The sequence below is a fragment of the Acinetobacter sp. YH12219 genome (assembly GCF_013417875.1).
GTDB lineage: Bacteria > Pseudomonadota > Gammaproteobacteria > Pseudomonadales > Moraxellaceae > Acinetobacter > Acinetobacter amyesii.
The window spans coordinates 36,877-62,617 of record NZ_VPDC01000021.1 but is presented as its reverse complement, the minus strand read 5'-3'; the positions used below and the strand labels follow the sequence as shown (position 1 = coordinate 62,617).

Sequence of the window (25,741 nt, the reverse complement as noted above, 5' to 3'; positions counted from 1 at the left end):
ATAGCAAGAGTGAACCACCTGATCCCTTCCCGAACTCAGAAGTGAAACCTCTTAGCGCTGATGGTAGTGTGGGGTTACCCATGTGAGAGTAAGTCATCGCCAGCTCATTATTCGAAACACCCCCTGACTAGTGCAGGGGGTGTTTTTTTATGCGTGATGAAAAGGGAAGAAAAAAATAATAAGAAAAGCAGAAGAAAAAACAGGGAAATGATAGATATTTAAAAAGAATAAGGCCGATCAACAATAAACTCGTCTAGAACTCTTTTATATCATTTAAAATGTTTTGCTAATGAAAATGTGTAATAAATCAATATAATAAAATCGTTTGTCTCTTTAATAATATATAGGGTATTTAAGATGTTTTTAAAAAAATTATTAGCTACAGTTTTATTTGCATTTGTTTCTTTCAATACTACAGCCGGTGTGTATCAGGGTAAACTAAGTGAATGTTTGGTAAATAAAATTTCAGCAAAAGAGAGTCAGAACTTAACAGCTTGGATTTATTTGGCATTTTCAGCACATCCAGAAATTTCTAAATATAGTAAAGTAACGCCAGTTGAGATACAAAAAATTGATAAAAATATGGCTATTCTATTTCAAGATTTATTTACTAAACGTTGTAATGCTGAAATCAAAGCTGTTACAGAAAATGAAGGAACAAATGCTCTAGGTAAAGCATTTGAACTATTGGGAAATCGTGCAGCTGAAAATCTGATGAAAAATCCAATTGTTGAAAAACGTATTGCATCATTTGCGCAATATTTTGATGAAGATAAAATGCGTCAATCTATGAAATAATTGAAGAGATTAGACCTAACAAAATTTATCCTCTTAAGCTTAGTTAGGTCTATATGGTTAAATAAAAGATTAAATTTTTAGAAATTATAAGGAACTTTTTAAATTATTTTGATGTTCTTTAACTTGTTTTGCATAACGTTTGCCTTGTTTTTTCATTTTTCGATTGGTGTTATAAGCAGTAGGTCCGACATTATAGTAGGCTAAAGCTTTTGGAATACTACCTGCCGCATTTTTATATTTAGTTAAAATAAATGACCCACAATTAATATTGGTTAATTCGTCATATAAATCCCCAGGGCATGTTGCTTGCCAATAACGTGGCATCACCTGAGTTAAACCGACTGCACCTGCAGGAGAACTGACATAAGGGCGGAAAGTTGATTCTTGGCGAATAACGGCAGCCAGTAGTAAAGGATCTAAGTTGTATTGATCGGCAGTTTGCACAATGTAGGGTGACACTCGATTTGCAGTTTCAGGATTGACTGAATAGGCCTTTTGGATCCCTGATGAAAGTTTAACTGCACGTTTTTCTACAGAGCCACCACCTAGTGATGAACATCCAGAAATCAGGGTTACAGATATAATAACAGTTGAAAACTTTAAGTTGTGAGCGTTTAGGAGCGACGAAAGACGAGTTGAAAGGCGAGTTTTATTCAGTACATTCTGCATTTATATTCACTTTAAAATAATCATGGCTAAGTGTAATTTCTAAAGCGATATTATGAACTGGAGACTTAGAGGTCAATATTTTCTTAAGATGCTCTGTACAGTGAAATTGTAAGAATTGATGGAAATGTACTCAAATTACATGATTTTTTAAGTGAAGAGAGAAAAACAGATCGTGTTAATTGAGTCAGTATTTCTCTCTTTACATTCTTACTTAAGATTGTGGGGCATTCAAATCCCGAGAACTTTAGTTATAAAAAACTAGAATATCCACTCATTAAATATCCCTATTTGGAAAAGCTATAACTCTTTTCAGAGGTATTAGTGGAATCTGAGTTTAAAGCGTTTTAAGCATCCAAATTTCGCATGCTTGGCTATGACCTGTATTGCCCTTGGGAGCTTGTAAATGTTGAAATCCTACTTTTTCATAGAGTTTTACCGCTTGTCCAAGTGTATGTGTAGTTTCTAAATAACACGCTTTAAAATTATGATCTTTGGCGAATTGAAAACAAAGTTCTAAAATATCTTTGGCTAAGCCATGACCACGTAATTCAGGCATAAAATACATTTTTTGGATTTCTAAAATGCTTGAGTCTCCAGCTAAAGGAGAAAGGCCGCCACCACCTAAAATTGTACCGTGTGGATTTTCAATAACCCAATATTGTGCATTTGCTTGTGCATAAACGTGATATAAATCATCTAAAATTGGATCTGCAACAGCAAATCCTGACTCTGGCGCTAATCCAAATTCTTTGGAAACTGTGCGAATGACATTGGCAATGCTTACATTGTCTTCAAGTTGAAGTGGTCGGATCTGAAACATAATCATCGAAAAACAAAAAGATGGATTGTTTATAGACTGATCCTATAAAAAAATCCATCTCTAAGTTTAAAATTACTCAAGCAAAAAATTACTTTAATTCGCTTGAACTTTTACCCAGTTCACGACGTGCAACGATTAATTGTTGAATTTGCTGTGTGCCTTCAAATATATCGAGGATTTTTGAATCACGTGCCCATTTTTCTAATAATTCATCTTCGCTATAGCCGACAGCCGCTGCGAGTTCTACACACTTTAACGTGATTTCATTACCTACACGGCCTGCTTTTGCTTTAGCGATGGATGCTTCACGTGAGTTTGGTTTTTTGTTGTCGGCCATCCATGCGGCTTTGAGCATGAGGAGACGTGCTGCTTCCCAGTCTGCTTCCATTCGATATATTTGTGCAGCAATATTCGAGCTTTGTAAGATCGGTGTTGAATACTGCTCATCTAATTCATCTTTAAAGATTTCTTTAATTCGCTCTAAAGATGCCTTGGCACAGCCAATAGCCATCGCGGCAACGAGTGGGCGAGTATTATCAAAAGTTTCCATAACCCCAGCAAAACCCTTTGCTACATCAATTTCAGCATTGCCTAATAAGTTTGCAGCAGGGACACGACAATCTACAAAACTAATGGCAGCAGTATCAGAGGCTTTAATACCTAATTTATGTTCTAGGCGTTCTACAGTCATGCCCGGCGTACCTTTTTCAACAACAAAGGATTTAATCGCTGCACGGCCTAATTTTTTATCTAGCGTTGCCCAAACAACTACTGAATCAGCACGTTCGCCTGAGGTGACAAAGATTTTTTCACCATTGAGGATGTATTCATCACCATCTTTCGTCGCTGTTGTCCGAATAGCTGCAGAATCAGAGCCGCAATTTGGTTCTGTAATGGCCATAGCGGCCCAATTTCCTTTTAAGCGTTCTAGTTGCTCATCATTGGCTACTGCTGCAATAGCCGAGTTTCCAAGCCCTTGGCGAGGCATACTGAGTAACAGGCCTGTATCTCCATAGCACATTTCGATGATACTGAGGGCTGTTGACATATTGACACCGTTTTTATTACCAGTGTCTGTGTCGCCACGTTTATTGACGGCGGCACCTGCATTCATGCCATCACCGCCATCATTCATACCGTCAACGAGGGAAGATAACATGTCTAATTCTTTTGGATAGGCGTGTTCGGCTTTGTCATATTTACGTGAAATAGGGCGTAGAACATTTAAAGCGACTTCATGGGCTTGGTCGATCAGCAATTTAAATTTTTTCGGATTTTGTAAGTTCATGGACATTTCCTTGTTTTTATTTTGCTGAATTATGCATGTAAGCCAGATTGAAGAATCGCTGTGGCACGTAAGTCTCGATACCAACGTTCTACGGGATGTTCTTTGGTAAAGCCGTGACCACCTAATATTTGCACGCCATCAGTCCCAATTTTCATTGACTTTTCAGCACATAGCACGCGAGCTAAATAGGCTTCACGATGAAAAGGCTTGCCGGCTTCGGCTAGGCTTGCTGCATTGAGGATGAGCATATGCATGGCATCAATTTCGATTGCCATATCTGCAATCATAAAAGCCACACTTTGACGATGTGAAATTGGCTCTCCAAAAGCTGTACGTTCGTTTGCATATTGAATGCAATATTTTTTGACTGCAGTTGCGGTACCAACAGCCATGGCACACCACATTAAATTGCCAAGATCGATAAATGAGGTATAATTGAAATCTTGATCGCCTAAGCGTTGGGCAGGGGTCTGATCAAATTTTAAAGTTACCGTTTCAGTGGCTTTTAAACCCATAGCTGGTGTTTTTTTAGCGCTAATGCTCTGGTCACGTTGCACAATAAAAACTTCAGGCTGCCCATTCAGCATGGCACTCACCAAGAGCACATCTGCCTGTTCACCTAAAAGGACTAAGGTTTTCTCCCCACTGATTTTATACTGCTGGCCGTCAGCAATTGCCTGAGTTTTAAGTTGATAGGGATTAAATGCCGCCGTTGCCTCTTGAACTGCAAAGCTTGCACGTAGGGCTGAATCATCTGCAAATGCCGCTAAGTAGGTTGCTTGAACAGATTCGGAACCCCATTGGGTGATGGCATTGATACAGCTAAATGTCGACAGTAAACCTGCTGTTAAACTAAAGTCACCTTCAGCCAATTGTTCAGCAATTAAGATATTGCTAATGATATTTGTTTCTGCCGCGACGCCACCCAAATCTTCAGGTAAGGCATAATAATTTAGACCTAGATCTTGGATATGTTGCCATAACGCTTCAGGAAATCTTTCCTCTTGATCGGCTTGATGAGCAAGTGGATACAAGACTTCTGTGGCAAACTGCTGCATCGCATCAGCAGTCATTTGTTGTTCTTCAGTCAGGTTTAAATCAAATAATGATTTTTGTTGATTAGGCAAACGTTGCTTATGCACATCTTTGTTGGTCTGAAATACTTTTTGCGTTTGGCTCAAGGTTTTAAAACCAGCTTTTGAGCTCTGATACAAAGATTTTTCAACAAATTTGCGCAGTTTAAACTGATCGAGTACATCACTTCCGGCAATTTTAGTTAAAAGTGAGAGTCCAAATCCTTGTGCCTTGTTTACCATATTGGTCATTGTTGTTTTCCATTTGCGTTGTTCTTATTTAATGCTGACATGCCAAAGATAGAAAAACCATGTCATAAATGACATGCATGATTGTCAAAGATAAACGGCGAGATTAGGTGGGATTTGATAGCTAAATAATTAATTAAGAATAGAAAAGTAAAAAGGCTTAAAAGGATTTTTATTTTAAAATTGACTTGGCTGACATTTGAGTCAGCCAAGTCTTGAAGTGTGCATTGAGTGATTATTGATATTTTTGAATCATACGACGAACATTGGTTTTCGCTTCAATGACGGTCATAAAGGTATATGCACCGATAAATTTACGGCTGATAAACATAAACTCTTTAGGTGGAACTGAGAAGTAGCGAGATGCCATCGATTTTGAAGCTTGTTGCATTACACGGCTATGTAATTGGCTTTTTTTCCAGTCATAGCGTTGTTGTTCGTCCATAACACCAGCAGGGATGTTTGGGTTATTTTCAGTGCTACTAAATGCCTCTGTTGCTAACAGAAAGACTTTGGCCATATCGGGTTTAATACTTTGTGGAATACCATCAAAGAACTCATAACCTGTCATCGCTTTGACCATTTGCTCAGCGCTATGGTGATAACCCGCGGTAATCAAATTACGTGCAACGCCTAATAGATGCTCATCGAACTGACGGATTGCACCAAAGTCGAGGAGTACGATTTTATCTGGTACATCCGCACCATTGCCCAAACGCACCAAATAGTTTCCGAAGTTAGGGTCGGTTTGCATTTCACCCCATTCAAAAATTTCACGTACGGCAATCTCAAGTGATGCTTCACCTAAGGCATTGCGACGCTCTTGAGGAAGTGACAGCATTACTGGGCTGTTAATCGGTACACCACGTTCAAAAGTCATACACAGCACTTGAGGTGTTGAATAACCATCAATGATTTGCGGCACGATATAGCGCGGGTCTTCTTTTAAGCGTGCAGCAAAACGGCGAGTGGTATCTGCTTCGATTTTATAATTTACTTCACGATGCATCATTTCACGAACTTCATCAAACCACTGATCAAATTCACGCGTTTGAGGAACCATTCGTGTCAGTTTGAGCATGTTTTTGAATAGATTCATATCCGAATCGATTGCATCTGCCACACCCGGATACTGGATTTTTAAAACCAGTTCTAAACCATCAGATTTGCGTTTTGCACGGTGAACCTGTGCCAGAGATGCTGTGCCAAGTGGCTCATGATCAATCACGAGATCATCAAGCTTTGAGCCAAGTTGATTTTGTAATTGGACTTTGATGGCTGGCCATGCCAATGCAACTGTTTGATTGTTCAGCGTGTTGAGGGCTTGGGTGATTTCTTCAGGCAGAAAATGTTCACCATACAACGCCATCATTTGCCCAATTTTTACAATTGAACCTTTTAATTTACCAATTTCTGCGACGAGATATTCAGCCTGATCTTTCATGGCTTTTTTACGCTTTTTCTCTTTTTCTTCTTCACTCGAAAAAATAGAAGTGGCGTTTGATGCTGCCCAACGAGTTCCCGCAAGTAGCGATGCCTTTGCGATAGATAAGCGTCGATCCATAGAAGACGTTTTCAAGTGTTTGAGCTTATCGTTCTGATCTGACATGTAAATTAAATCCTTTAATCAGCAATTCGCAGAAAAATACATTGTAGCTAATTTTAACGTTTCTTAACGTATTAAAATAGTTCAACTTACTGAATATGCAGTAAGCATTTGCAAACTTAAGCAAGATGCCACGTAGACAGGCACATTGGAAAAGAAAACTATAAACGATATTTGATTTTTACCGTATCGTTTTGCATCAATGCCGCTTTATGTTCTTCAATATGTTGATGAATAAGGTGTTGGACAGATTCGTCTTTAAATCCGGCAGCATAACCTTTGACAATAATAATGCTCGGTAAGCTAAAAAATAGGGTACGAGCGTTTTCTAAACTCGGATCAGGGAAAACTTGATGTTCGATCAGTAGTTGCTGAAAAAATGCCTTTTCATTTTGCACGTTTAAAGACTGAGTGTCTTCCCAATAGCTTTGACGCATAGCCATGAGGTTATTGTGCTTATAGCTCATTGGAGCCCCGCATTTAAAATTTAACTGTTTGTATGGGGATGATTTTAAGAAATTAAAGCTTAGGATCAAGTACAAATTGCTAAACAATTGAGCTTGAATTGGTTTTTATTCGTAATTTTTATCTATTAGGTTTTATAGCATGCTGAAGAAAAGCCTAAATTACACATTTCATTTCAGCGAATGTATCAGACCTCATATATACGGTTATGAAATGCTTTCAAGCGGTGAATAATGCCGTATTTTTATTATAAATAGCATTAAAACAAGGTATCATAGGGCGTTTAAAAAATTATGAACTGGAGACGCCTTAAGTGGATCGACCGACTATTAGCCCTGAACATTTACAGGAAGCAGCTGAAAACCTATCTACAATTCGTGATTATATCCGCTTTGGGGTAACAGCTTTACGTCAATATGATGCCCACTTAGGACAAGGTACAGAAGACTATTTTGCTGAAAGCTCAGCATTGGTTTTACAAACGTTATCTTTAGATTGGAATGCAGATGCAGAAATCTTAGATGCAAAATTATTGCCAAGTGAAGTTGCAGAATTTTTAGCATTGTTAGAACGTCGTATTAATGAAAAAGTGCCGACGTCTTATTTACTAAACTTGTCATATTTCTTTGGTAAGCCATTTTATGTCGATGAACGTGTACTGATTCCACGTTCTCCAATTGCAGAATTGATTGAAAACCGTTTTGCGCCGTATTGCTTAGGTGAAAATGGCGAAATGGGTGCTGCGGTTAATAATCTACCTGAAAATGCCAATCCAAAAACTCCTCAGCGCATTTTAGATATGTGTACGGGTTCGGGTTGTATCGCGATTGCCTTAGCTTATGCATTCCCAGACGCTGAAGTTGATGCAACAGATTTGTCTAAAGATGCACTTGAAGTGGCGCAAATTAACTGTGAACACCACAATAAACAATATCAAGTGGCATTACTCGAGTCTGATTTATTCGCCAAAATTCCAGCAGAAAATCAATATGATTTGATCGTGTCGAATCCGCCATATGTGGATGCTGAAGACATGGCAGATTTACCAGAAGAATTCCACCATGAACCTGAAATGGCGCTTGCTGCGGGTCAAGATGGTTTGGATCTTGTGCGTAAAATGTTGGCACAAGCTGCAGATTACCTGACAGAAGACGGCTTAATTGTGATCGAAGTGGGTAACTCTGAATGGGCAATGCGTCAAAACTTCAATACCGTTGATTTTTACTGGTTACAGTTCCAAAAAGGCGGTACAGGTATCTTTGCATTGACTGCTGCTCAATGCCGCGAATACCGAGATTTATTCATTCAATCTGTTCAAGCATAAGGAGTCGTTTGACATGGCAGGTAATAGTATAGGGCAACTCTTCCGTGTAACGACTTGTGGTGAATCTCATGGCGTTGGTTTGATGGCCATTGTGGATGGGGTTCCACCGGGTATTGAACTGACTGAAGCCGATTTGCAAAAGGATCTGGATCGTCGTAAGCCGGGCACATCTAAGTTTGCAACTCAGCGTAAAGAACCCGATGAAGTTGAAATTATTTCAGGCGTATTTGAAGGCAAAACGACCGGTACATCGATTGGTCTATTGATCCGTAACACAGATCAAAAATCAAAAGATTATGGCAACATCGCGCAAACCTTCCGTCCGGGTCATGCAGACTATACTTATACACATAAGTATGGTTTCCGTGATTATCGTGGTGGTGGTCGCTCGAGTGCTCGTGAAACTGCGATGCGTGTTGCTGCGGGTGCGATTGCTAAAAAATTCTTGTTTGAGAAATTCGGCATAGAAATTCGTGGTCATGTAACCCAAATTGGTACCGAAAAAGCAGAGAAATTGGACTGGAATGAAGTTCCGAATAACCCATTTTTCTGTGGTGATGCAGATGCCGTCCCACGTTTCGAAGCTCTCGTAACGTCACTTCGTGAACAAGGAACGAGCTGTGGCGCCAAACTGGAAATTATTGCGACGCAAGTGCCAGTCGGTTGGGGCGAGCCTGTATTTGATCGTTTAGATGCAGATATTGCACATGCCATGATGTCCATTAATGCTGTAAAAGGTGTGGAAATTGGTGATGGCTTTGGCGTTGCTGAGCAGTTTGGTCATGAAACCCGTGATGAGTTAACTACGGATGGTTTCTTGGCAAACCATGCTGGGGGCATCTTGGGTGGTATTTCGAGTGGTCAGGATATTCGTGTTGCGATCGCCTTGAAACCAACAGCTTCCATTACTACGCCGGGTAAAACCATTACGATTAATCGTGAAGATACTGATGTGTTGACCAAAGGTCGCCATGATCCTTGTGTTGGTGTTCGTGCAACACCAATTGCAGAGGCGATGTTGGCAATTGTGCTCATGGATCACTTCATGCGTAACCGTGCACAAAATGCAGACGTTGTTGCACCATTTGCCCCAATTGAACCCAAGTGAGGAAACAAAGCGCTGCTTTGTTTCGAACGCGGTTGGTGAGTAGCGTTAGCGAGTCACAGTGGATAAATAACAAAGCGCTGCTTTGTTCCGAACGCGGTTGGTGAGTAGCGTTAGCGAGTCACAGTGGATAAATAACAAAGCGTTGCTTTGTTTCGAACGCGGTTAGTGAATAGCTTTAGCAAGTCACAGTGGATAAATAACAAAGCGCTGCTTTGTTCCGAACGCGATTTGGTGAGTAACGTTAGCGAGTCACAGAGGATAAATAACAAAGCACTGCTTTTTGTTCCGATGCGGTTGGTGAATAGCGCTAGCGAGCTACACTGATGAGCAAATTGCATAAAAAAAGCCAGACAATTGTCTGGCTTTTTTATTTCAGTAAAATAAGCCTATGAAAATAAATAGCTAAAAAATATGAATATAAGACATGCTTTACTTGGTGATATTCAGCAGCTTGAAAGCTTAATGAATAAAGCCTATCGGGAGAATCATCCCAAGAGTTGGACCACGGAACATCATATCGTTCGAGGAAATCGAATAAATGTGTCTCAACTCAGCCAACTTTTACAAAAAAAAGATTTTCATCTATATGTGATGGAATCGGAAAATACACAGATCATGGGGTGTATTGGTATTCAAATACAGGGGATGAGCTGTGAAATTGGTCATTTTGCAATTCATCCAGATGAGCAAACTCAGGGCTTAGGAAAAAAATTATTGCAATTTGCAGAACAGCAAGCGACGTTGATTGAACCCAATGTTGAAGAATTTGTCTTGTATGTGATTGATCAGCGTTTAGAATTAATAAAATATTATCAACGACGTGGCTATAAGCTAACAGATGAAAATCAAGCCTATCCTCTTCATCTAGAGGTAGGTCAACCGATTTGTGAACTCACAATTAAGCAATTAATTAAACGAATAAAATAAAGACCATGTGATGCATTTGATCAATTAATAAAGCGAAATGAATAAAAAATCCCAAAAGAAAACATACACTAACTTTTGGGATTTTTATTTTAGACTATTTGGGTTTAAGAGTAAGCACGTAAAAATAGTCGATAGGCATCTGAAGATTTTTGGTTTTTTAACATATAGTGTGCGATTTCACCTTGGTTGGTATTCATAATCACAGCAATATTTTTTGCGTCACGGAATTGTTTAAGTACAGTATCTGGAACCATGATGGTATTGGACGAATCAATCACATTTGAATTATCTAAGCGACGATAATTTGTTTGACCTATTGCAGGATAAGACAATACTTTGCCGTCGATCACAAAAGATATTTCATTCATATCAAGCTGCTGTTGATCATAAGAATGCAGTGAAAGTGCATACTCACCTTTATTCTTTTGCTAATCAATTGCAAGTTCAGGACATTTTTGTCCAGTACAGTAATTGACCTCGAGTAATGGTTCGTTGGATTACGTTACTGTTTTCAACGGTATTCACACCTTTTAGCTTCAAGGTTCTTGTTTCAGGTTTATTTTTAGGTACGGTAATACAACCTGTGAGTAGTAGGAGTGTAAATCCTAGAACTAAATAATTTTTCATGTGTTTTTCCATGTTAGCGTTATTTTTATAAGCAATATTTATTTTGGCGCATATTCACACAGAAAAAACAAAAAAGTAAAATACATCACACTTTTCTAGTTTTGTTTGAGCACTGCTTTGATATAAGTGGTCGATATTCAAATAAAAAATATTATTAAGTGATGTAAATCTTATTTCATTGAAATTTAGATAACTTAAGTAAGATCTGTGATTTTGCGCTATCAATCTGCTCGGGATTGGTTTGTCGAGACAATTGGTCACGTGGTTTTTCGCCTAAAAAATATTTGATCCGTTCAGCATTCGCACCCGATGGATGGGGAAGTCCTGCTAAAATCTGCTGATCTTTTAAATAGCCTAAGCTGCTTACATAATTTAAAACCTCATCTACACCTTTGCCTAGCGGAATATAAATTGCGTTCGGAAGCTGTTGAATCATAGGAATAAAATAATCATCAATATGTTGTTTTAATAATTCATTTTTCAACATTGCGGGCGTTGAGCCTGCATAATTTTTTCCATTGACCAAAATACATTGCTGTAAAACCGAACACATTTGCACCATATCTTGATGATTGCTAAATAGCTCTGCAGTGGTCTGTATGCCTAATTGATTCTGTAATCCAATATGATCTAGCAGTTGAGTTAAATTTTTACGAATAGGACCACTAAAAGCACCACTATTCTTGGCAAGTTTAAGTATGTTTTCCTCAGATAATTGCTGCTCTACGCCGTCCTTCGCTGCAATTAATGCATTACGCCATTGTTGTTGGCCTGGGCAGATGCCGACGATGACCACTTTTGTATCATGATTTATGGCCTCGAATGGTGCATAAAAGCTTTGAATAGTTCCCAGAGTTTTAAGACGGAGTAAATCACTTTGAGTTAATTCTTCAATAGAATGTGTTTTGATCACAGATGCAAAGCAAGAGAAAAGGGTAGAATCCGACATAAAACTTCAATCTTTCTAGATATAAATTTCATTCAGTATTTTAAACCTTTATTTTAAAGATGAAGTATTTAGGTATAAAAAAATTGATTTTAAATTTATAACCTAATAACTTAAATCGATATAAAAATATTATTTAACAATATTGACCCAAATAGGACTTGAGATTTGGTACAAATATTGCTCATATCTAACTAAGGCAATACCAAGATGAATGCCGAATAAAAAAACGAATGGATGATTGCAGGAGAGAAGCACAGATCGTGCTCGCCGAAGGAGCAAGTTCCCCCAGGAAACTCTCAGGCAAAAGGACTGTAATCATATAAAAATCTGGAGAGAAGTAGGCTAGACCTACTCACCGAAGGGGAAGGTTCACATTGCTTCGCAAGGAACCAAAGCTCTCAGGTAACAATGACAGATGGGGCGAACATAGGAAATATAATTTCCAAGGAGCCTATATGTGTCATATTGTTGTGATTGGTGCAGGTATTACTGGGGTAACGACAGCTTACGAACTCGGATTACTCGGTTATCGTGTCACTGTGGTCGATAAACATCTTTATCCTGCGATGGAAACGTCGTTTGCCAATGGTGGACAATTATCAGCGTGTAATGCTGAAGTCTGGAACCAAAAAGCAACGGTGGTGAAAGGCATTAAATGGATGTCACAAAAAACCGCGCCATTATTATTAAATCCAAGTTTTAATCTACACAAATATTCATGGCTCTTTGAGTTTATGGGGCATATTAAAGATTACCGTGAAAATACTCACGAGACCGTCCGTCTCGCCTTGATGGCACGTCAGCGTTTATTTGAAATAGCTGAGCATGAAAACTTACAGTTTGATTTAGAAAAACGCGGCATTTTACATTTCTTTCATAATCAACATGATTATGAGGTGGCGACTCAAGTTAATCATATGCTCTGTGAGGGTGGCTTAGAGCGTCATCCTGTGACATTAGCTGAAATCCGTGACATTGAGCCTAGTCTGACAGGTGAATACTATGGTGGATTTTATTGCCCAGGGGATGCCACGGGCGACATCCATAAATTTACGACGCAGCTTGCCAAAGCAACAGAACGCTTTGATGTGAAATATATGTGGGGTTTTGAGGTGACTGACTTTGAGCATCATACAAAAGGTGTCAATGTTCGATTAAAAGCCAGTGATGAAAATATGGAAAATCCTGATGCAGATAGCATACTTGAGGCAGATGCTGTAGTGGTCTGTGGTGGCGTAGGTAGTTATGAACTTGCACATAAACTCGGTGATCGCGTAAATGTCTATCCAGTCAAAGGATATTCAATCACCATTAATTTAAATGATGAACAAAGTCAGGCCAATGCGCCTTGGGTAAGTCTGTTGGATGAAAGTGCCAAAATTGTGACTTCACGCTTAGGTGCAAATCGACTCCGTGTTGCAGGTACGGCAGAGTTTAATGGCTATAACCGAGATATTCGTGCCGATCGCATTCAGCCTTTAATTGATTGGTCAAATCGTAACTTTAATCTCTCTACAGAACATGTGGTGCCATGGGCGGGTTTACGACCAATGATGCCCAATATGATGCCTGTAGTGCATGCAGGTAAGCGTGATCATATATTCTATAATACAGGGCATGGTCACCTTGGATGGACTTTATCTGCGGCAACAGCTGCAATGATCAGCCAGCAAGTGCAGCAAACACATCCGATTTTAACTGACATATTGTAGACATCAAAAAAGCCTCAATGTTGAGGCTTTTTTGTATTTTTCTAAGTCATTCGAATTTGATCTTAATCATATAAACGATAAATCCCTGCAAAACGTTCACAGCCTTTTTGTTCGGTTTTTACTGAGAGTAAGGCCTTACTGTAATTGAACTGATATTTGCAGTCGTGTTCATTATCGGTGATTTGATTTTTTTGTTCGGGTGTTGTGTAAGCTAAAAATGGAATGGTTTGTGTTTCAACTCGATTGTTCGGATTACGATAGGCAATGCCTTCGATTTTGATGCTGTCTTTGCCCAGTTGATGCACTTTTAAATGTACAGGTGATGTCGCAAAATGGCCATTTTCAAATTTAAGATAATGCTGCGTTAAACTTTGGTTCATTGAGGTATAAATATTCAAATCTTCATAGCGAAGCTCGAATTGTTGTTTAAAACACTCCAAGTTTTTGCATTGCTGAACTCGGCTGTACCATAATTTTTGCGTATCTATCAGCAAGCGTATTGGGGCATCGGTAATCAACTGCGCTGTTAAAAAAAGCCCATCTAGCTTTTCACGTTGTTCTTCAAAACCGTTAGAACAGTAATTTTTTTTTGCATGAGTATTGGCATGATCACAGTCTATCTTTTCTGCATGCGTAAACGTCGCTAGGCCAGAACCTATTAGCAGAACCAGTCCGAATTTTTTAATGATATTTATTTCAGTTTTCAACAGCATGATCGCTTATACTTTCACTATGTTGCGCTTGCCCACACTATAGCGAAATAGAAAGCGTGAATACAAGATTTCAATCATTATTTTCTCAAGGAACTCAAGCATGATAGCTCAAATTCGTATCGGTCAGGGCATGGATGTGCATGCATTTGAAGAAGGTGATTTTGTAACGCTTGCTGGTGTTCAAATTCCACACACACATGGACTCAAAGCACATTCAGATGGTGATGTGGTATTGCATGCGCTTTGTGATGCATTATTAGGAGCTTTGGCACTTGGAGATATTGGTCAGCATTTTCCAGATACAGATCCAAAATTTAAAGGTGCCGATAGTCGAGTACTTTTAAAACACGTCTACCAAATGATTTTAGATCGTGGATATGTACTTAATAATGCTGATATTACCGTGGCTTGTGAGCGCCCTAAACTAGCAAAACATAATTTAGAAATGCGTCAAAGTATCGCAAATGTTATGGATGTTGAAGTTACACAAATTAGCATCAAAGCGACCACCACCGAAAAATTAGGGTTTACTGGTCGCCAAGAAGGAATTCTTTCTACCGCAACTGTACTGATTTCTCACGCAAAATGATCTGGATGGATCAGCGCATGTTGTAAATCTTGAGTTGCTTTACGGCCTTGGAGTTGTAAGGCAACCGCATGGATTAAACCTGTCCATGTTTCATTGGGTTCCCAAATTTGATGCATAAATTCTTGAGCCTTTGGCATATCAACATCCATATAGTATTGACGATATAAATACATCAAACTGCTGACACGGAAGTTTTTCGCACAGTGTAGCCAAACCGTTTGACCTTGAACCAAATGGTCAATCATATCAAGTACTAATAGGCATTGATCATCTGAAGGGGTATCCCAAGAGATTGGAACTTGGATATAGTTCAGGCCTAGATCTAGGCAAATGCGGTCTTCATGCTCGATATGATTGGATGCATCAGTCAATGCTAAATTGATAACTGTTGAAACACCATATTCTTTAATCGTTTGAAGCTCAGAAGGAGATGGTTGTCCTGACGTTAATAAGTGTTCATGTATATATTGGAAGTTTTCAATGTGACTTAACGCATTTTCGATTTCATTCATCTGACAAATAATCCTTCAAAGTAAAACGCCATCTCGAAGATGGCGTTTTTCATTCACTTAGCGTGTCGGTAACACGTCTTTAAGTGCTTCATGCATCTCTAACAAGACTTTTTCAGTCGTATCCCAATCGATACAGCCATCAGTCACTGATTTACCATATTCGAGGTCACATAGGTTGGCAGGAATATCCTGACGACCACCTTTTAAGTGACTTTCTACCATAATACCCACGATTGACTTGTTTCCGTCAAGGATTTGTTCAGTAATATTTTTCAGAACAAGGGGTTGTAGGTACGGGTCTTTGTTTGAGTTTGCATGACTGGTATCAATCATGATTTTGCCACTAACTTTTGCTTTGGCTAATGCCGCTTCGGCATCTGCAACTGAACCTGCGTCGTAGTTTGGTTTACCGTTACCGCCACGAAGTACAACGTGTGCATATGGGTTACCACTGGTACGAATAACAGAAACTTGACCTTGGTCGCTTAAGCCCAAGAAGCTATGACCATGTTTAACAGATTGCATGGCATTGGTCGCAACGGTTAAACCGCCATCTGTACCATTTTTAAAGCCCACAGGTGAAGACAGGCCAGAAGACATTTCACGATGTGTTTGGCTTTCAGTGGTGCGCGCACCAATTGCTGACCAAGAGATAAGATCTTGGTAGTACTGTGGTGAGTTTGGATCGAGCGCTTCGGTTGCACAAGGCAAACCTTTTTCATTCAATTCAAGTAAAAGTTTACGACCAATACGTAAGCCTTTTTCGATGTTGAAAGAATCGTTCATGTCAGGGTCATTAATTAGACCTTTCCAACCCACAGTGGTACGTGGTTTTTCAAAATACACACGCATCACGACATAAATCGTATCTTGGATTTTGTCACTTAAAACTTTTAAACGGTCAGCATAATCATGTGCAGCGACTGTGTCGTGAATTGAACATGGACCAATGACAACAAAAAGACGTTTGTCATTTCCATCTAAAATATTACGTACAGTTTCACGGCCCTTAAGGACTGTTTGATAGGCAGTTTCAGTCAGAGGTAGCTCTTTTTTTAGTTCTGCAGGAGTAACAAGAGGCTGAATGCTTTTTACATTCACGTCATCAATGTCGTTTTGGGTAATAGAATTTGACTGTAAAGTATTCATTGCCGTCACTGGTTTGATTATACAAAAGGTTGTTTCGTGAGCCGAATATAACATGAATATAGCATTCAAATGTTATAAAAAAGATCAATAAGTCTCTGAAAAAAAAGTGATGAATCGGGCAGTTAATTTAAACCTGCTGACTATTCACCGTCGGTGCGATCAACATTGCAGTTGTTGGTTTTTCAACAGGTTTTGATTTTACTGGATTAATGATGAAATTCATGCCTAAAACAAACAAGGTAATGCCTAAGACTTTACGAATCACTTTTTCTGGTAAACGTGAGCTGATCAAAGTTCCGACAACAATCGCTGGAATAGAACCCACCAATAACCAACCCAATAAATGAAAATCGACATTACCTGAGCTCATATGACCCAAGCCTGCAACCAGTGTAAGAAGCACGGCATGTACGACGTCAGAGCCGATAATACGAATCATCGGTAAGTTCGGGAACATAAGCACCAAAGCCATAATACCGAAGGCACCTGCACCAACAGACGATAGGGTAACGAATACGCCTAAAATAATCCCCATGATGATGATATATGCACGCTTATTTTTAGCTTGGAAATTGATACGTTCAAGATCCGCACTCATATCATCCAACTGATCAGTTTTTCGAAATTTATTAAAGAATTTTTCGATATGACCACGGAAAATAATTGAGATCCCAGTAATCGTCAGCATAAAACCCAAAAACATGGTTAATACGGTTTTGTAATGTGTCGATTGGCTTAAATAGTTTTCAAGTACCCAATGGGTCGCAAAAGACGCAGGGATACTGCCGACTGCAAGCCAAATGACAATGGTCCAAACGATATTCATTTTACGGGCATGGACTAAAGAACCACAAAATTTTGAAATTGCGGCATACAGTAGATCTGTACCGATCGCAATGTGGGGTTCAATTTTATATAGGCTAATCAGGATCGGGGTCATCAATGAACCACCACCAACACCGGTAATACCTACGCAGAAACCTACAATTACACCTGCCAGAATGAACTCTAAAGGACCGACCATCGCTGAATGCCAAATATCAAAAAACGTGCATATCTTATGACTAATTAATATAAGTCGTTGTCTCGATTAGTGATTTACTTGTGAAAAAAATAGATAAAGAATGATTTTAATTTGGAAATTAATGGATTTTATATAACTGATGTTACGCACGTAAAAGTAATTTTGCATTTTTAGAATGATTTTTAAGCCTATTCGACGGAGTCTTGCATCTAGGGTTTAAATAAAGGGATTAGCCTTCGGCTGGAGGTACTCTTACGAAACGTTGTTTCTCATTTGGCAAAATGAGAAGCATGCTTCGTAAGGAAACAATCTTGCGGAGCAATGCTCCTCACCGCAAAACTCGTTCACTCGCGTCTACTTATTCAAAGTATCGCAAAAACATTTTTGATTAGACGTAGTCCTGTCTCAAACACTTGCGGATGACGTTACCGCGTATCGTCCTTTTATTTGAATCAAATTGCACTTCTGGTGTTACTGAGTAACATCAGTTAAAAAGATAAAGTTTCGCCATCTAAAGGAATCAACACTTTATCCTGAATATTTTGGGCTTTTACATAGGCTGCCAGTTGTTCACGCGTTAACGACATGTGGTTTATGGCGTCCATATGTACAGCAATAATTTTAGCTTTTGGCGCCTGTTGTACAGCACGTAAGGTGTCTTCTTTGCCCATAATAATGGATTCTTTAAACCCAGCGACTAAGGCATTGCCTGTATTCAAAATAATGACATCAGGTTGGGAGCTTTGAATGGCTTGCTCCACTTCAGGGCGCCAAATCGTGTCACCCGCCAAATAAATGGTTTCATGTCCTGAGGCTTCAAAAATGATCCCCATGGCTTCACCCAAGCTTTTTTTAGTTCAGGGACTCGATACATGGCATCCGTACCGTGTTGTCCACCGGTTTTGGTTAACTTCACGCCTTCAAATGTGGTCTGCGTTAATACACGTACATCTTTAAAGCCTTGGGATTGGATAGTCTTTTGATCTTGACTGTTTTGGACAAAGATCGGCAGTGTTTTAGGGATCGCTGCTTGCGCAGCATCATCCCAATGGTCGAGATGAGTATGGGTAATGATCACGGCATCGACATTCGCCAAAATGGTTTCAGTTTTAAGCGGTAAATCCACCAATGGATTGCGTAAATAACTCCGATGTGTATTTGGAAACCCTTCATAGAACCCTTTGGGTGCAAACATCGGGTCTATTAAAAAGGTCGTGTCTGCATAGCTGATTTTGACCGTCGCATTGCGTATTTCTTGAACTTGAGTGATTTTAGAAATATCACGGACTTTGTCTTGATTTGCCCATGCCGAAGCAGAGCCGATAACCAAAGCGGTCGCTAAAACCGTATAGCCTAAAAATGTTTTCATAAAAAGCATTCGTATAAAAAGATGACTTTATTATTGGGAAATAAGCACTTTAAATATATTGTCCTCAAAGACATAAATAGAAACTATTAGGCCAAATGTTATAATGGATTTATTTATGAATAGCCGCGTGATGTCTATACCTAAAATTGCGTTGTTTATATATCCAAATATTCCGCTGTTTCATTTTTCAGTCCCGCAAACCATATTTAATATTGAAATAGAGGGACAGAAATTATTTGAAGTAACGACGTTTTCGGTTGATGGAATGCCCGTCCGTACTGAAAAGACGGTCATGATTCAGGCTGATGGCGGCTTAGAGCAGATGCTTGATGCTGACCTTGTAATTATTCCGGGGTGGAATGATATCCATCAAAAGCCAGATCATGAGCTGATAACAGCCTTACAAAAGGTACATGAAAAAGGAATCAAGATCGCAGGCCTGTGCTATGGCGCATATCCATTGGCGTATGCTGGGTTACTTGATCACAAACAGGTCACGACACATTGGGCTGGCAGTGCCGATTTTAAGCAAAAATTTCCATGTGTGAACTTAGATAAAGATGCTTTATATATTGAAGATACAGGCCTCATTACTTCCGCAGGTACGGGGGCTGCTTTAGATTGTTGTTTATACATTGTCGGGGAAATCTACGGGGCAAAAATTGCCAATAAAATATCGAGATTGATGGTAATTCCAACCCATCGTGAAGGCGGACAGGCGCAATTTATTGAGCAGCCAATTTCTACGATGACTTACGATACGGAGATCAATCGTTTACTCGATTATTTACGGCATAACCTGTCGAAACCGCACACTATTGAAGAACTTGCCGATTATTCCAATATGAGTAGAAGGACACTGACCAGACATTTTAAACATGCGACAGGACTACCTATTGTCACTTGGTTAAACAATGAAAGACTGCGATATGCGGCTGAATTGCTTGAAGTGACAGATTATTCGATTGATAAAATTGCGGAAAGCGCAGGTTTTAATACCGCAGTGCTATTTCGTAAATTGTTTAAGAATAAATACGGTACAAATCCGAATCATTGGCGGAAAAATTTTAATCAGCAGCTAAATAGCAGTGATGAATATTCCTAAAATGTTGAATTAAAGACGTGCAGCTTTTTTTTGGAAATCTATTAACTTTGTGAAGGACTCGTATAGAATCTATAGCTAAAGAACATTGAGTTAAAAGGACAGACTTTTGCAAAATCGGAAACTGAAAATTGGCATCGTGGTTGGGGAAGTATCCGGGGATACATTAGGCGCCAAGCTTATCCGCAGTTTTCGAGAGCAAGGGATTGATGCGGAATTTGAAGGCATCGGCGGTCCGCAAATGATTGCAGAAGGTTTTAATAGCTATTATCCGATGGATATTTTATCGGTAATGGGGATTGTTGAGGTCTTAAAAGATATTAAAAAACTCTTTGCTGTACGCGATGGTCTGGTTGAAAAATGGACTGAAAATCCTGTCGATGTTTTTGTGGGGATTGATGCGCCGGATTTTAATTTGCGTTTATCTAAGAGCTTAAAGCAAAAACAGCTACCAATTAAAACAGTACAATATGTTAGCCCTTCAGTGTGGGCGTGGCGTCAAGGGCGTGTACATGGCATTAAAGCAAGTATTGATTTAGTCCTTTGCTTATTTCCATTTGAAAAAGCGTTTTTCCAAAAATGGCAAGTTCCGGCTGCATTTGTCGGACACCCATTGGCAAGTCAGTTGCCTTTAGATAATCCACTCGTTGCGGCTAAACACGAGTTAGGCTTAGATGAGCATCAAAAACACATTGCATTACTTCCGGGCAGCCGTCGCGGGGAAATTGAGCGCTTAGGGCCTTTGGTGCTGTCTGCCGCACAGATTTTGACGGAGCAGCATCCAGACTATGTATTCCTGATTCCTGCAATTAATGATGCACGTAAACAGCAAATCGAAGTGTTGCTCAAGCAGTTTCCTGAAGCATTACAAGCCAAAGTTCGCTTGATGGAAAACACCGATACCGAATCTAAAATTGGCCGTCTGGTGATGAACGCATCGAATATTGTCGCTTTGGCTTCGGGTACAGCGACTTTAGAAGCGATGCTTTTACACCGTCCAATGGTGACCTTTTATAAGTTAAATTGGCTGACCTATCATGTGGTGAAATTGTTGATCAAAATTCCGTATTATTCATTGCCAAATATTATTGCGGGCAAAAAGGTGATTCAGGAACTCATCCAACATGATGCAACGCCTGAAAAATTAGCAGCAGAAATTGAAAGCTTGATGGATGTTGAAAAATCGCAAATTCAAGTGATGCAGCACATCACCATGCATAAACAACTGCTTTCAGGCAACAGTGAAAATCCTGTGGAAGCGATTTTAAAGCTTTTAAATTAAATAAAAGTATGATACACGGTAACGTCATCCGCAACTGTTCGACGCAGGACTACTTCTAATCAAAAAAGTTTTTGCGATACTTTGAGTAATTTGACGCTATTGAACGAGTTTTGTCGGTGAGGTGCATTGCACCGTAAGATGGTTTCCTTGCGAGGCTTCGCTTCTCATTTTGCCGAATGAGAAACAACGTTTCGTAAGAGTACCTCCAGCCGAAGGCTAATCCCTTTATTCAATCCCTAGATGTAAGACTCCGTCGAATAAAATTAAAAATCATTTTAAAAATGCAAAATTACTTTTATGTGCGTAACGTCAGTTAAATAAACCTCTAAGGTGACTCAGCTTTTGAGAGCTGATGATGCTGTCGATACTGGCTCGGTGTTTGATCATAAAACTTTTTAAAAGTTTGGCTAAATGCTGTTTCAGATGAGTAACCGATACGATGGGCAATTTGCTGAATAGTCAGTTGCCCCATTTGTAAGTGCTGTGTCGCCAGTCGCAAACGATGTTGCTGCAAATAGGCGAGTGGAGATTCACCGAGCATTTGAGTGAATAAACTGGCAAATTTAGAACGTGACATGCAACATTGTTCTGCCAAGCTTTCGACGGTCCAAGCATGCTGTGGTTGTTCATGAATCGCGGCCAAAGCGTTGGATAATTCAGGATGACTCAAGGCATGCAACCAACTGCTTGAATCTGACAAGGCTGCAATATAATCACGCACACATTCGATAAATAAAATACTCACCAAATGATCCAAAATTTTGTCGCGGCCTGGACGGATCTGATGCGCTTCAACGGCCAGAAAATGTAAGCCAATTTGCAACCATTCCGGTGCGGTACTGCTCATAATGTGTGGTGTATGTAACAGCGTGGGGAGGGCATTCACTAAAGGCTTTGCCATAATGCTGTCGACATGTCCACGGATCGCTAGTACAAATAATTCTTCTGCTTCATGAGATTCGGCAGAATTTAATTCAATGGTTTTATTTCGTTGCTCTTGAAACAGTGGTGTGATGTTCACTGATTCGACCAAGATATCAGACTGTATAGATTTGCAGTGGTGGTTTTGCCCTGACGGAATAAGGCAAAGATCGCCAGCTTCAAGTAAGACCTGCTCTTGATCTATATGTACAACACACTGACCTTGAATCACTACATACGCAACCATGGCATTGTGATCTTGAAAATGAAAAGCCCAAGGATGCTGTGATTTCAAATAAATATATTCAGATCGATGGAGATGAATATCATCAAAAATTTTACTTAAAGCATCCATATTTCAAATATTTACTCATATTAATTTTGTATTTATAGATGGTCACTATGTGCTTAAAGGTCAACATTTATCCTTAAATGCCAAAGACGATAGCATAGTTTTTTTGGACGCTTAAAACTGTTCTGGCTGCCCATATTTTACGAATATAAACACAGAAGAAGTAATTAAGGAAGTCTAGCGCATGAATGCACCAGTAAAATTAAATGAACAGCAGCTCGCTCAGTTAGAAAGTAAAATCGGTAGTGTTTTAGATAAAAAACGTTATGGTTGGCTATTGAGTCCAGGTTTACCAGTCATTGGTATGGGGATCTTGGCGGGTTATCATTTTGGTCCAAAACCGACAAAAAAACTATTTGCCATGGGCGGGCCGCTTCTACTGCATGTCATTATTCCTGCACTGGATGCACTGATCGGTGATGATGCCAATAACCCGACAGATGATGACATTAAAGTTTTAGTAAATGATCCTTATTATGATCGTATCGTCAAATTATTTATTCCACTGCAAATGGCAGCGAACGCTTTTGCTGGCTATGTGGTTACCCGTAAAGATGTTTCATTATTAGATCAAGTTCTACTTGGGATTTCGATGGGTGCCATCAATGGAGTCGGTGTAAATACAGCACATGAACTTTGCCATCGACCACATAAAAAAGACCATTATTGGGCACATGCGACGCTCGCGCCTTTGGGTTATAGCCATTTCCGCATTGAACATCCTTATGGACACCATAAACGTGCGGCAACGCCTGAAGATCCTGCATCTTCAAAAATGGGCGAAACCTTTTATGAGTTTTGGCCACGCACTGTATTTGGTGGAATTAAATCGGCGGTACAGATTGAAAAACAACGTTTAAAACGTAAAGGTTTAAGTTTCTTTTCGAAGGAAAATGAACTGTTTCATGGTTGGGCGATGAGTGCAGGTTTTCATGCCGCGATGCTGAAAATGTTTGGTAAAGGCGTGACACCGTATTTAGTTACACAGGCCTTGTATGGAATCAGCCTTTTTGAAATTATTAATTATATTGAACATTATGGCCTGAAACGTGAGCAAAAAGCGGATGGAAGTTATGCGCGAACCATGCCTGAACATAGTTGGAATAACAATAATATTGTGACCAATCTATTTTTGTATCAATTACAGCGACATTCAGACCATCATGCATATCCGACTCGCCCTTTTCAGGCATTAAGACATTTTGATGAAGCGCCAGAGTTGCCTAGTGGCTATGCCACTATGCTAATTCCTGCTTTAGTACCCTCTATATGGTTTAAGATGATGGATAAACGGGTCTATGATCACTATCAAGGTGATTTAACTAAAGCCAATATTCATCCTAAACGTCGTGCAAGACTTTTTAAAAAGTTTGCGGTTTCAGACGTTTAAATCGAATACCTGATGAGAAGAATCCCAAGCTTGTTTGCTTGGGATTTTTTATTGTGCTTAATTTCAAAATCTAAAAATGATTGTTTTAAATAGAGTCTCTTCTTAAGACCACCAATAGCGCAAAATATGGAAAAAAATCGGTGCAGAAAAGCAGATGGAATCAATTCGGTCGAGCATGCCACCATGGCCTTGGATGAGTTGTCCCCAATCTTTTACACCACGATCGCGTTTAATGGCTGACATGACAAGACCACCAAAGAAACCGAATATACAAACAATAAAACCAATACATGCAGCCTGTAGATAGCTAAAGGGTGTAAGCCATGACATAGCAACACCTAGTGCAGTAGCTAAAGCAATGCCTCCGATTAAACCCTCAACGGTCTTAGATGGTGAAAGTATTGGTGCGACTTTGTGTTTTCCAAATAGCTTGCCACAGATATATTGCAAGACATCGGAGGCTTGTACCACCATGATCAGCCAGATCGCTAGCCAAATTTTTTCACCTTCAAATCCGGGAAGTTTAAGATTTAATAGCGCAGGTACATGCGAAATACAGAATACGCTGATCATCAGTCCCCATTGAATTTTTGAGCTACGCTCCAAAAATCGCGTGGTATCTTCAGCTTTGAGTGTAGCGATAGGGATAAGAAGAAACACATACAGCGGAATAAAAATAGAATATAGCCCATACCAATCGATATACACCAAGTAATACTGGTAAGGAATGACAAAATAAAAAGCGATCAGCAAAGGAAGATAATCACCGCGACGGGTTGGGAGCAAGCTGATAAATTCACGTAAAGCAAAGAGTGAAATCAACGCAAACAGGATCACAAAGGCAATTTTGCCTAATGAAATTGCTACACCAAGTACCAACAACATGACCCACCATGCATTGATCCGCGCATTTAAATTGTCGATGACCGGTGCAGGTGCATAACCCGCTTTAAATTTTAGTATTGAGCCAATGGTTGAGGCAATAATCAAAATAATCGCAAAGATACCAAACAATACATAAGTCATTTGCGCATTGGTGAATTCCATTATTGATACTCCAATGCTTTTAATTTGAGTAATTCTTCCTGAGCGTAGTTTAAAAACGCGGATTTACTCTGTTCATTATGAACTTCTAAAGGCTTACCAAAAATAACGGTAGATAATAATGGCAATGGTATTAGCGCACCTTTAGGCATGACACGTTTTAAATTTGAGATCCACACCGGTACAATTTCAACATCAGGAAATTGATTTTTGAGATGGAATAAACCGCTTTTAAACTCTAATAATTCAACGTCATCATTTAAATTCCGAGTGCCTTCAGGAAAGAAAATAATCGAGTCACCTTGTGCTAATACGGTTTTGATCGGTTCTAATGGATCTTGATTTTGCTCTCGATTTCGCTGAATAGTGACGCCAGTAAACGTATCTTGAATGAGAAAGCGCCGAAAGCCATCTTTTAACCAATAATCCGAAGCCGCTACAGGACGCGTCTTCCGTCTGAGATCTGTCGGCAGTGATGACCAAAGCAAAATAAAGTCGATATGGCTATTATGATTTGCATAATAAATACGCTGTTTCATAACCGGTTTGCACCCGACCCACAGACTCCGCGCGCCCGTGAGCAGCCGCGCACCACGACGAGTGAGAAAGGCAATATAGCGAGCAATTGAACGGCTTAAAAAATTACCTTTCATTGGTGAGTGAGCATTCCTTGAAGTGT

Annotated in this window: 24 protein-coding genes, 1 rRNA gene, 1 pseudogene and 1 riboswitch; of the genes and pseudogenes, 10 read left to right on the top strand and 16 right to left on the bottom strand. The window is 39.5% G+C overall.

Annotated features, from left to right (window positions below; all coding sequences use genetic code 11):
• Together rrf and FTV04_RS13575 are read left to right on the top strand one after the other, a co-directional pair.
• Positions 1-105 (top strand): 5S ribosomal RNA (gene rrf, locus FTV04_RS13580); the annotation flags it as partial.
• A 252-nt stretch (positions 106-357) separates the two neighbouring features.
• Positions 358-798: a hypothetical protein gene (locus FTV04_RS13575; protein WP_180009496.1), complete on the top strand. Its 441-nt coding sequence runs from the start codon at positions 358-360 to the stop codon at positions 796-798.
• An 84-nt stretch (positions 799-882) separates the two neighbouring features.
• Here FTV04_RS13575 and FTV04_RS13570 read toward each other — a convergent pair whose 3' ends face one another.
• The 6 genes from FTV04_RS13570 to FTV04_RS13545 all read right to left on the bottom strand — a co-directional run bounded on the left by FTV04_RS13570 (position 883) and on the right by FTV04_RS13545 (position 6,970).
• Positions 883-1,467, bottom strand: coding sequence for a lytic transglycosylase domain-containing protein (locus tag FTV04_RS13570; protein WP_180089961.1), 585 nt, complete (start codon positions 1,465-1,467; stop codon positions 883-885).
• Between the two features lie 334 nt (positions 1,468-1,801).
• On the bottom strand, positions 1,802-2,287 hold the full coding sequence (locus FTV04_RS13565) for a GNAT family N-acetyltransferase (RefSeq protein ID WP_180089959.1): 486 nt from the start codon (positions 2,285-2,287) through the stop codon (positions 1,802-1,804).
• A gap of 88 nt (positions 2,288-2,375) precedes the next feature.
• Positions 2,376-3,575, bottom strand: coding sequence for an acyl-CoA dehydrogenase family protein (locus FTV04_RS13560; protein ID WP_180089957.1), 1,200 nt, complete (start codon positions 3,573-3,575; stop codon positions 2,376-2,378).
• Positions 3,576-3,604: 29 nt separating this feature from the next.
• Positions 3,605-4,891 (bottom strand): acyl-CoA dehydrogenase family protein, encoded by a 1,287-nt coding sequence (locus FTV04_RS13555; protein WP_180089965.1) that lies wholly within the window; start codon positions 4,889-4,891, stop codon positions 3,605-3,607.
• Between the two features lie 241 nt (positions 4,892-5,132).
• Positions 5,133-6,506: an AarF/ABC1/UbiB kinase family protein gene (locus tag FTV04_RS13550; RefSeq protein WP_180089955.1), complete on the bottom strand. Its 1,374-nt coding sequence runs from the start codon at positions 6,504-6,506 to the stop codon at positions 5,133-5,135.
• 158 nt (positions 6,507-6,664) lie between these two features.
• Positions 6,665-6,970 carry a hypothetical protein gene (locus FTV04_RS13545; RefSeq protein WP_078193872.1) on the bottom strand — a complete coding sequence of 102 codons (306 nt, stop codon included), beginning with the start codon at positions 6,968-6,970 and terminating at the stop codon, positions 6,665-6,667.
• A 311-nt stretch (positions 6,971-7,281) separates the two neighbouring features.
• Here FTV04_RS13545 and prmB point away from each other — a divergent pair, with 311 nt between their 5' ends.
• From prmB to FTV04_RS13530, 3 genes are all read left to right on the top strand, one after another.
• The gene (prmB, locus tag FTV04_RS13540; RefSeq protein WP_078193871.1) at positions 7,282-8,292 is read left to right on the top strand and encodes a 50S ribosomal protein L3 N(5)-glutamine methyltransferase; all 1,011 of its coding nucleotides are present in this window, start codon (positions 7,282-7,284) and stop codon (positions 8,290-8,292) included.
• Between the two features lie 13 nt (positions 8,293-8,305).
• Positions 8,306-9,400: a chorismate synthase gene (aroC, locus tag FTV04_RS13535; RefSeq protein WP_168378684.1), complete on the top strand. Its 1,095-nt coding sequence runs from the start codon at positions 8,306-8,308 to the stop codon at positions 9,398-9,400.
• A gap of 411 nt (positions 9,401-9,811) precedes the next feature.
• Complete coding sequence (locus FTV04_RS13530; protein ID WP_180089953.1) at positions 9,812-10,327, top strand: GNAT family N-acetyltransferase; 516 nt, start codon at positions 9,812-9,814, stop codon at positions 10,325-10,327.
• 104 nt (positions 10,328-10,431) lie between these two features.
• Here the strand turns inward: FTV04_RS13530 and FTV04_RS16860 are convergent, their stop codons facing one another.
• Together FTV04_RS16860 and FTV04_RS13520 are read right to left on the bottom strand one after the other, a co-directional pair.
• Positions 10,432-10,695 carry a hypothetical protein gene (locus FTV04_RS16860; RefSeq protein ID WP_257221051.1) on the bottom strand — a complete coding sequence of 88 codons (264 nt, stop codon included), beginning with the start codon at positions 10,693-10,695 and terminating at the stop codon, positions 10,432-10,434.
• Positions 10,696-11,129: 434 nt separating this feature from the next.
• Complete coding sequence (locus FTV04_RS13520; RefSeq protein ID WP_180089951.1) at positions 11,130-11,903, bottom strand: hypothetical protein; 774 nt, start codon at positions 11,901-11,903, stop codon at positions 11,130-11,132.
• Between the two features lie 231 nt (positions 11,904-12,134).
• Positions 12,135-12,225, top strand: a riboswitch (glycine riboswitch).
• Between the two features lie 133 nt (positions 12,226-12,358).
• Between FTV04_RS13520 and FTV04_RS13515 the strand changes: the two genes are divergently transcribed.
• On the top strand, positions 12,359-13,615 hold the full coding sequence (locus FTV04_RS13515; RefSeq protein ID WP_180089949.1) for a D-amino acid dehydrogenase: 1,257 nt from the start codon (positions 12,359-12,361) through the stop codon (positions 13,613-13,615).
• A gap of 62 nt (positions 13,616-13,677) precedes the next feature.
• Here FTV04_RS13515 and FTV04_RS13510 read toward each other — a convergent pair whose 3' ends face one another.
• Complete coding sequence (locus FTV04_RS13510; protein ID WP_180003787.1) at positions 13,678-14,328, bottom strand: hypothetical protein; 651 nt, start codon at positions 14,326-14,328, stop codon at positions 13,678-13,680.
• 100 nt (positions 14,329-14,428) lie between these two features.
• On the opposite strand from FTV04_RS13510, the gene ispF reads away from it, so the two are divergent.
• A complete protein-coding gene (ispF, locus tag FTV04_RS13505; RefSeq protein WP_078193864.1) occupies positions 14,429-14,917 on the top strand; it encodes a 2-C-methyl-D-erythritol 2,4-cyclodiphosphate synthase in 489 nt (162 codons plus the stop codon).
• On the opposite strand, the gene FTV04_RS13500 is transcribed toward ispF, so the two are convergent.
• The 4 genes and pseudogenes from FTV04_RS13500 to FTV04_RS13485 form a co-directional block, all read right to left on the bottom strand.
• Positions 14,905-15,429 carry a protein tyrosine phosphatase family protein gene (locus FTV04_RS13500; RefSeq protein WP_180003786.1) on the bottom strand — a complete coding sequence of 175 codons (525 nt, stop codon included), beginning with the start codon at positions 15,427-15,429 and terminating at the stop codon, positions 14,905-14,907. The two genes, ispF and FTV04_RS13500, sit on opposite strands and share 13 nt — an antisense overlap.
• Before the next feature lie 57 nt (positions 15,430-15,486).
• The gene (locus FTV04_RS13495; RefSeq protein ID WP_143221612.1) at positions 15,487-16,578 is read right to left on the bottom strand and encodes a 3-deoxy-7-phosphoheptulonate synthase; all 1,092 of its coding nucleotides are present in this window, start codon (positions 16,576-16,578) and stop codon (positions 15,487-15,489) included.
• Positions 16,579-16,705: 127 nt separating this feature from the next.
• Entirely contained in the window at positions 16,706-17,602 is an 897-nt protein-coding gene (locus FTV04_RS13490; RefSeq protein ID WP_078193863.1) for a sulfite exporter TauE/SafE family protein, read from the bottom strand.
• 488 nt (positions 17,603-18,090) lie between these two features.
• Positions 18,091-18,971 (bottom strand): annotated as a pseudogene (locus FTV04_RS13485) (MBL fold metallo-hydrolase).
• A gap of 130 nt (positions 18,972-19,101) precedes the next feature.
• On the opposite strand from FTV04_RS13485, the gene FTV04_RS13480 reads away from it, so the two are divergent.
• Both FTV04_RS13480 and lpxB read left to right on the top strand, forming a co-directional pair.
• Positions 19,102-20,076 carry a GlxA family transcriptional regulator gene (locus FTV04_RS13480; RefSeq protein WP_180089963.1) on the top strand — a complete coding sequence of 325 codons (975 nt, stop codon included), beginning with the start codon at positions 19,102-19,104 and terminating at the stop codon, positions 20,074-20,076.
• Positions 20,077-20,182: 106 nt separating this feature from the next.
• The gene (lpxB, locus tag FTV04_RS13475) at positions 20,183-21,355 is read left to right on the top strand and encodes a lipid-A-disaccharide synthase (RefSeq protein WP_180089947.1); all 1,173 of its coding nucleotides are present in this window, start codon (positions 20,183-20,185) and stop codon (positions 21,353-21,355) included.
• Positions 21,356-21,680: 325 nt separating this feature from the next.
• On the opposite strand, the gene FTV04_RS13470 is transcribed toward lpxB, so the two are convergent.
• Positions 21,681-22,631, bottom strand: coding sequence for an AraC family transcriptional regulator (locus FTV04_RS13470; RefSeq protein WP_180089945.1), 951 nt, complete (start codon positions 22,629-22,631; stop codon positions 21,681-21,683).
• Positions 22,632-22,812: 181 nt separating this feature from the next.
• On the opposite strand from FTV04_RS13470, the gene FTV04_RS13465 reads away from it, so the two are divergent.
• On the top strand, positions 22,813-24,018 hold the full coding sequence (locus tag FTV04_RS13465) for an alkane 1-monooxygenase (protein ID WP_180065102.1): 1,206 nt from the start codon (positions 22,813-22,815) through the stop codon (positions 24,016-24,018).
• Positions 24,019-24,120: 102 nt separating this feature from the next.
• Here the strand turns inward: FTV04_RS13465 and FTV04_RS13460 are convergent, their stop codons facing one another.
• Together FTV04_RS13460 and FTV04_RS13455 are read right to left on the bottom strand one after the other, a co-directional pair.
• Entirely contained in the window at positions 24,121-25,065 is a 945-nt protein-coding gene (locus tag FTV04_RS13460; protein ID WP_180089943.1) for a phosphatidate cytidylyltransferase, read from the bottom strand.
• Entirely contained in the window at positions 25,065-25,715 is a 651-nt protein-coding gene (locus FTV04_RS13455) for a 1-acyl-sn-glycerol-3-phosphate acyltransferase (RefSeq protein ID WP_180089941.1), read from the bottom strand. Before FTV04_RS13455 ends, FTV04_RS13460 begins: the two co-directional genes overlap by 1 nt.
• Positions 25,716-25,741 lie beyond the last annotated feature (26 nt).

Bases quoted from the DNA above. Each gene is read 5' to 3' on its own strand.
- FTV04_RS13575 (WP_180009496.1), top strand. From the start codon at position 358: ATGTTTTTAAAAAAATTATTAGCTACAGTTTTATTTGCATTTGTTTCT.
- FTV04_RS13570 (WP_180089961.1), bottom strand. From the start codon at position 1,467: ATGCAGAATGTACTGAATAAAACTCGCCTTTCAACTCGTCTTTCGTCG.
- FTV04_RS13565 (WP_180089959.1), bottom strand. From the start codon at position 2,287: ATGTTTCAGATCCGACCACTTCAACTTGAAGACAATGTAAGCATTGCC.
- FTV04_RS13560 (WP_180089957.1), bottom strand. From the start codon at position 3,575: ATGAACTTACAAAATCCGAAAAAATTTAAATTGCTGATCGACCAAGCC.
- FTV04_RS13555 (WP_180089965.1), bottom strand. From the start codon at position 4,891: ATGGTAAACAAGGCACAAGGATTTGGACTCTCACTTTTAACTAAAATT.
- FTV04_RS13550 (WP_180089955.1), bottom strand. From the start codon at position 6,506: ATGTCAGATCAGAACGATAAGCTCAAACACTTGAAAACGTCTTCTATG.
- FTV04_RS13545 (WP_078193872.1), bottom strand. From the start codon at position 6,970: ATGAGCTATAAGCACAATAACCTCATGGCTATGCGTCAAAGCTATTGG.
- aroC (WP_168378684.1), top strand. From the start codon at position 8,306: ATGGCAGGTAATAGTATAGGGCAACTCTTCCGTGTAACGACTTGTGGT.
- FTV04_RS13530 (WP_180089953.1), top strand. From the start codon at position 9,812: ATGAATATAAGACATGCTTTACTTGGTGATATTCAGCAGCTTGAAAGC.
- FTV04_RS16860 (WP_257221051.1), bottom strand. From the start codon at position 10,695: ATGAATGAAATATCTTTTGTGATCGACGGCAAAGTATTGTCTTATCCT.
- FTV04_RS13520 (WP_180089951.1), bottom strand. From the start codon at position 11,903: ATGTCGGATTCTACCCTTTTCTCTTGCTTTGCATCTGTGATCAAAACA.
- FTV04_RS13515 (WP_180089949.1), top strand. From the start codon at position 12,359: ATGTGTCATATTGTTGTGATTGGTGCAGGTATTACTGGGGTAACGACA.
- FTV04_RS13510 (WP_180003787.1), bottom strand. From the start codon at position 14,328: ATGCTGTTGAAAACTGAAATAAATATCATTAAAAAATTCGGACTGGTT.
- ispF (WP_078193864.1), top strand. From the start codon at position 14,429: ATGATAGCTCAAATTCGTATCGGTCAGGGCATGGATGTGCATGCATTT.
- FTV04_RS13500 (WP_180003786.1), bottom strand. From the start codon at position 15,429: ATGAATGAAATCGAAAATGCGTTAAGTCACATTGAAAACTTCCAATAT.
- FTV04_RS13495 (WP_143221612.1), bottom strand. From the start codon at position 16,578: ATGAATACTTTACAGTCAAATTCTATTACCCAAAACGACATTGATGAC.
- FTV04_RS13490 (WP_078193863.1), bottom strand. From the start codon at position 17,602: ATGGTCGGTCCTTTAGAGTTCATTCTGGCAGGTGTAATTGTAGGTTTC.
- FTV04_RS13480 (WP_180089963.1), top strand. From the start codon at position 19,102: ATGTCTATACCTAAAATTGCGTTGTTTATATATCCAAATATTCCGCTG.
- FTV04_RS13470 (WP_180089945.1), bottom strand. From the start codon at position 22,631: ATGGATGCTTTAAGTAAAATTTTTGATGATATTCATCTCCATCGATCT.
- FTV04_RS13465 (WP_180065102.1), top strand. From the start codon at position 22,813: ATGAATGCACCAGTAAAATTAAATGAACAGCAGCTCGCTCAGTTAGAA.
- FTV04_RS13460 (WP_180089943.1), bottom strand. From the start codon at position 25,065: ATGGAATTCACCAATGCGCAAATGACTTATGTATTGTTTGGTATCTTT.
- FTV04_RS13455 (WP_180089941.1), bottom strand. From the start codon at position 25,715: ATGAAAGGTAATTTTTTAAGCCGTTCAATTGCTCGCTATATTGCCTTT.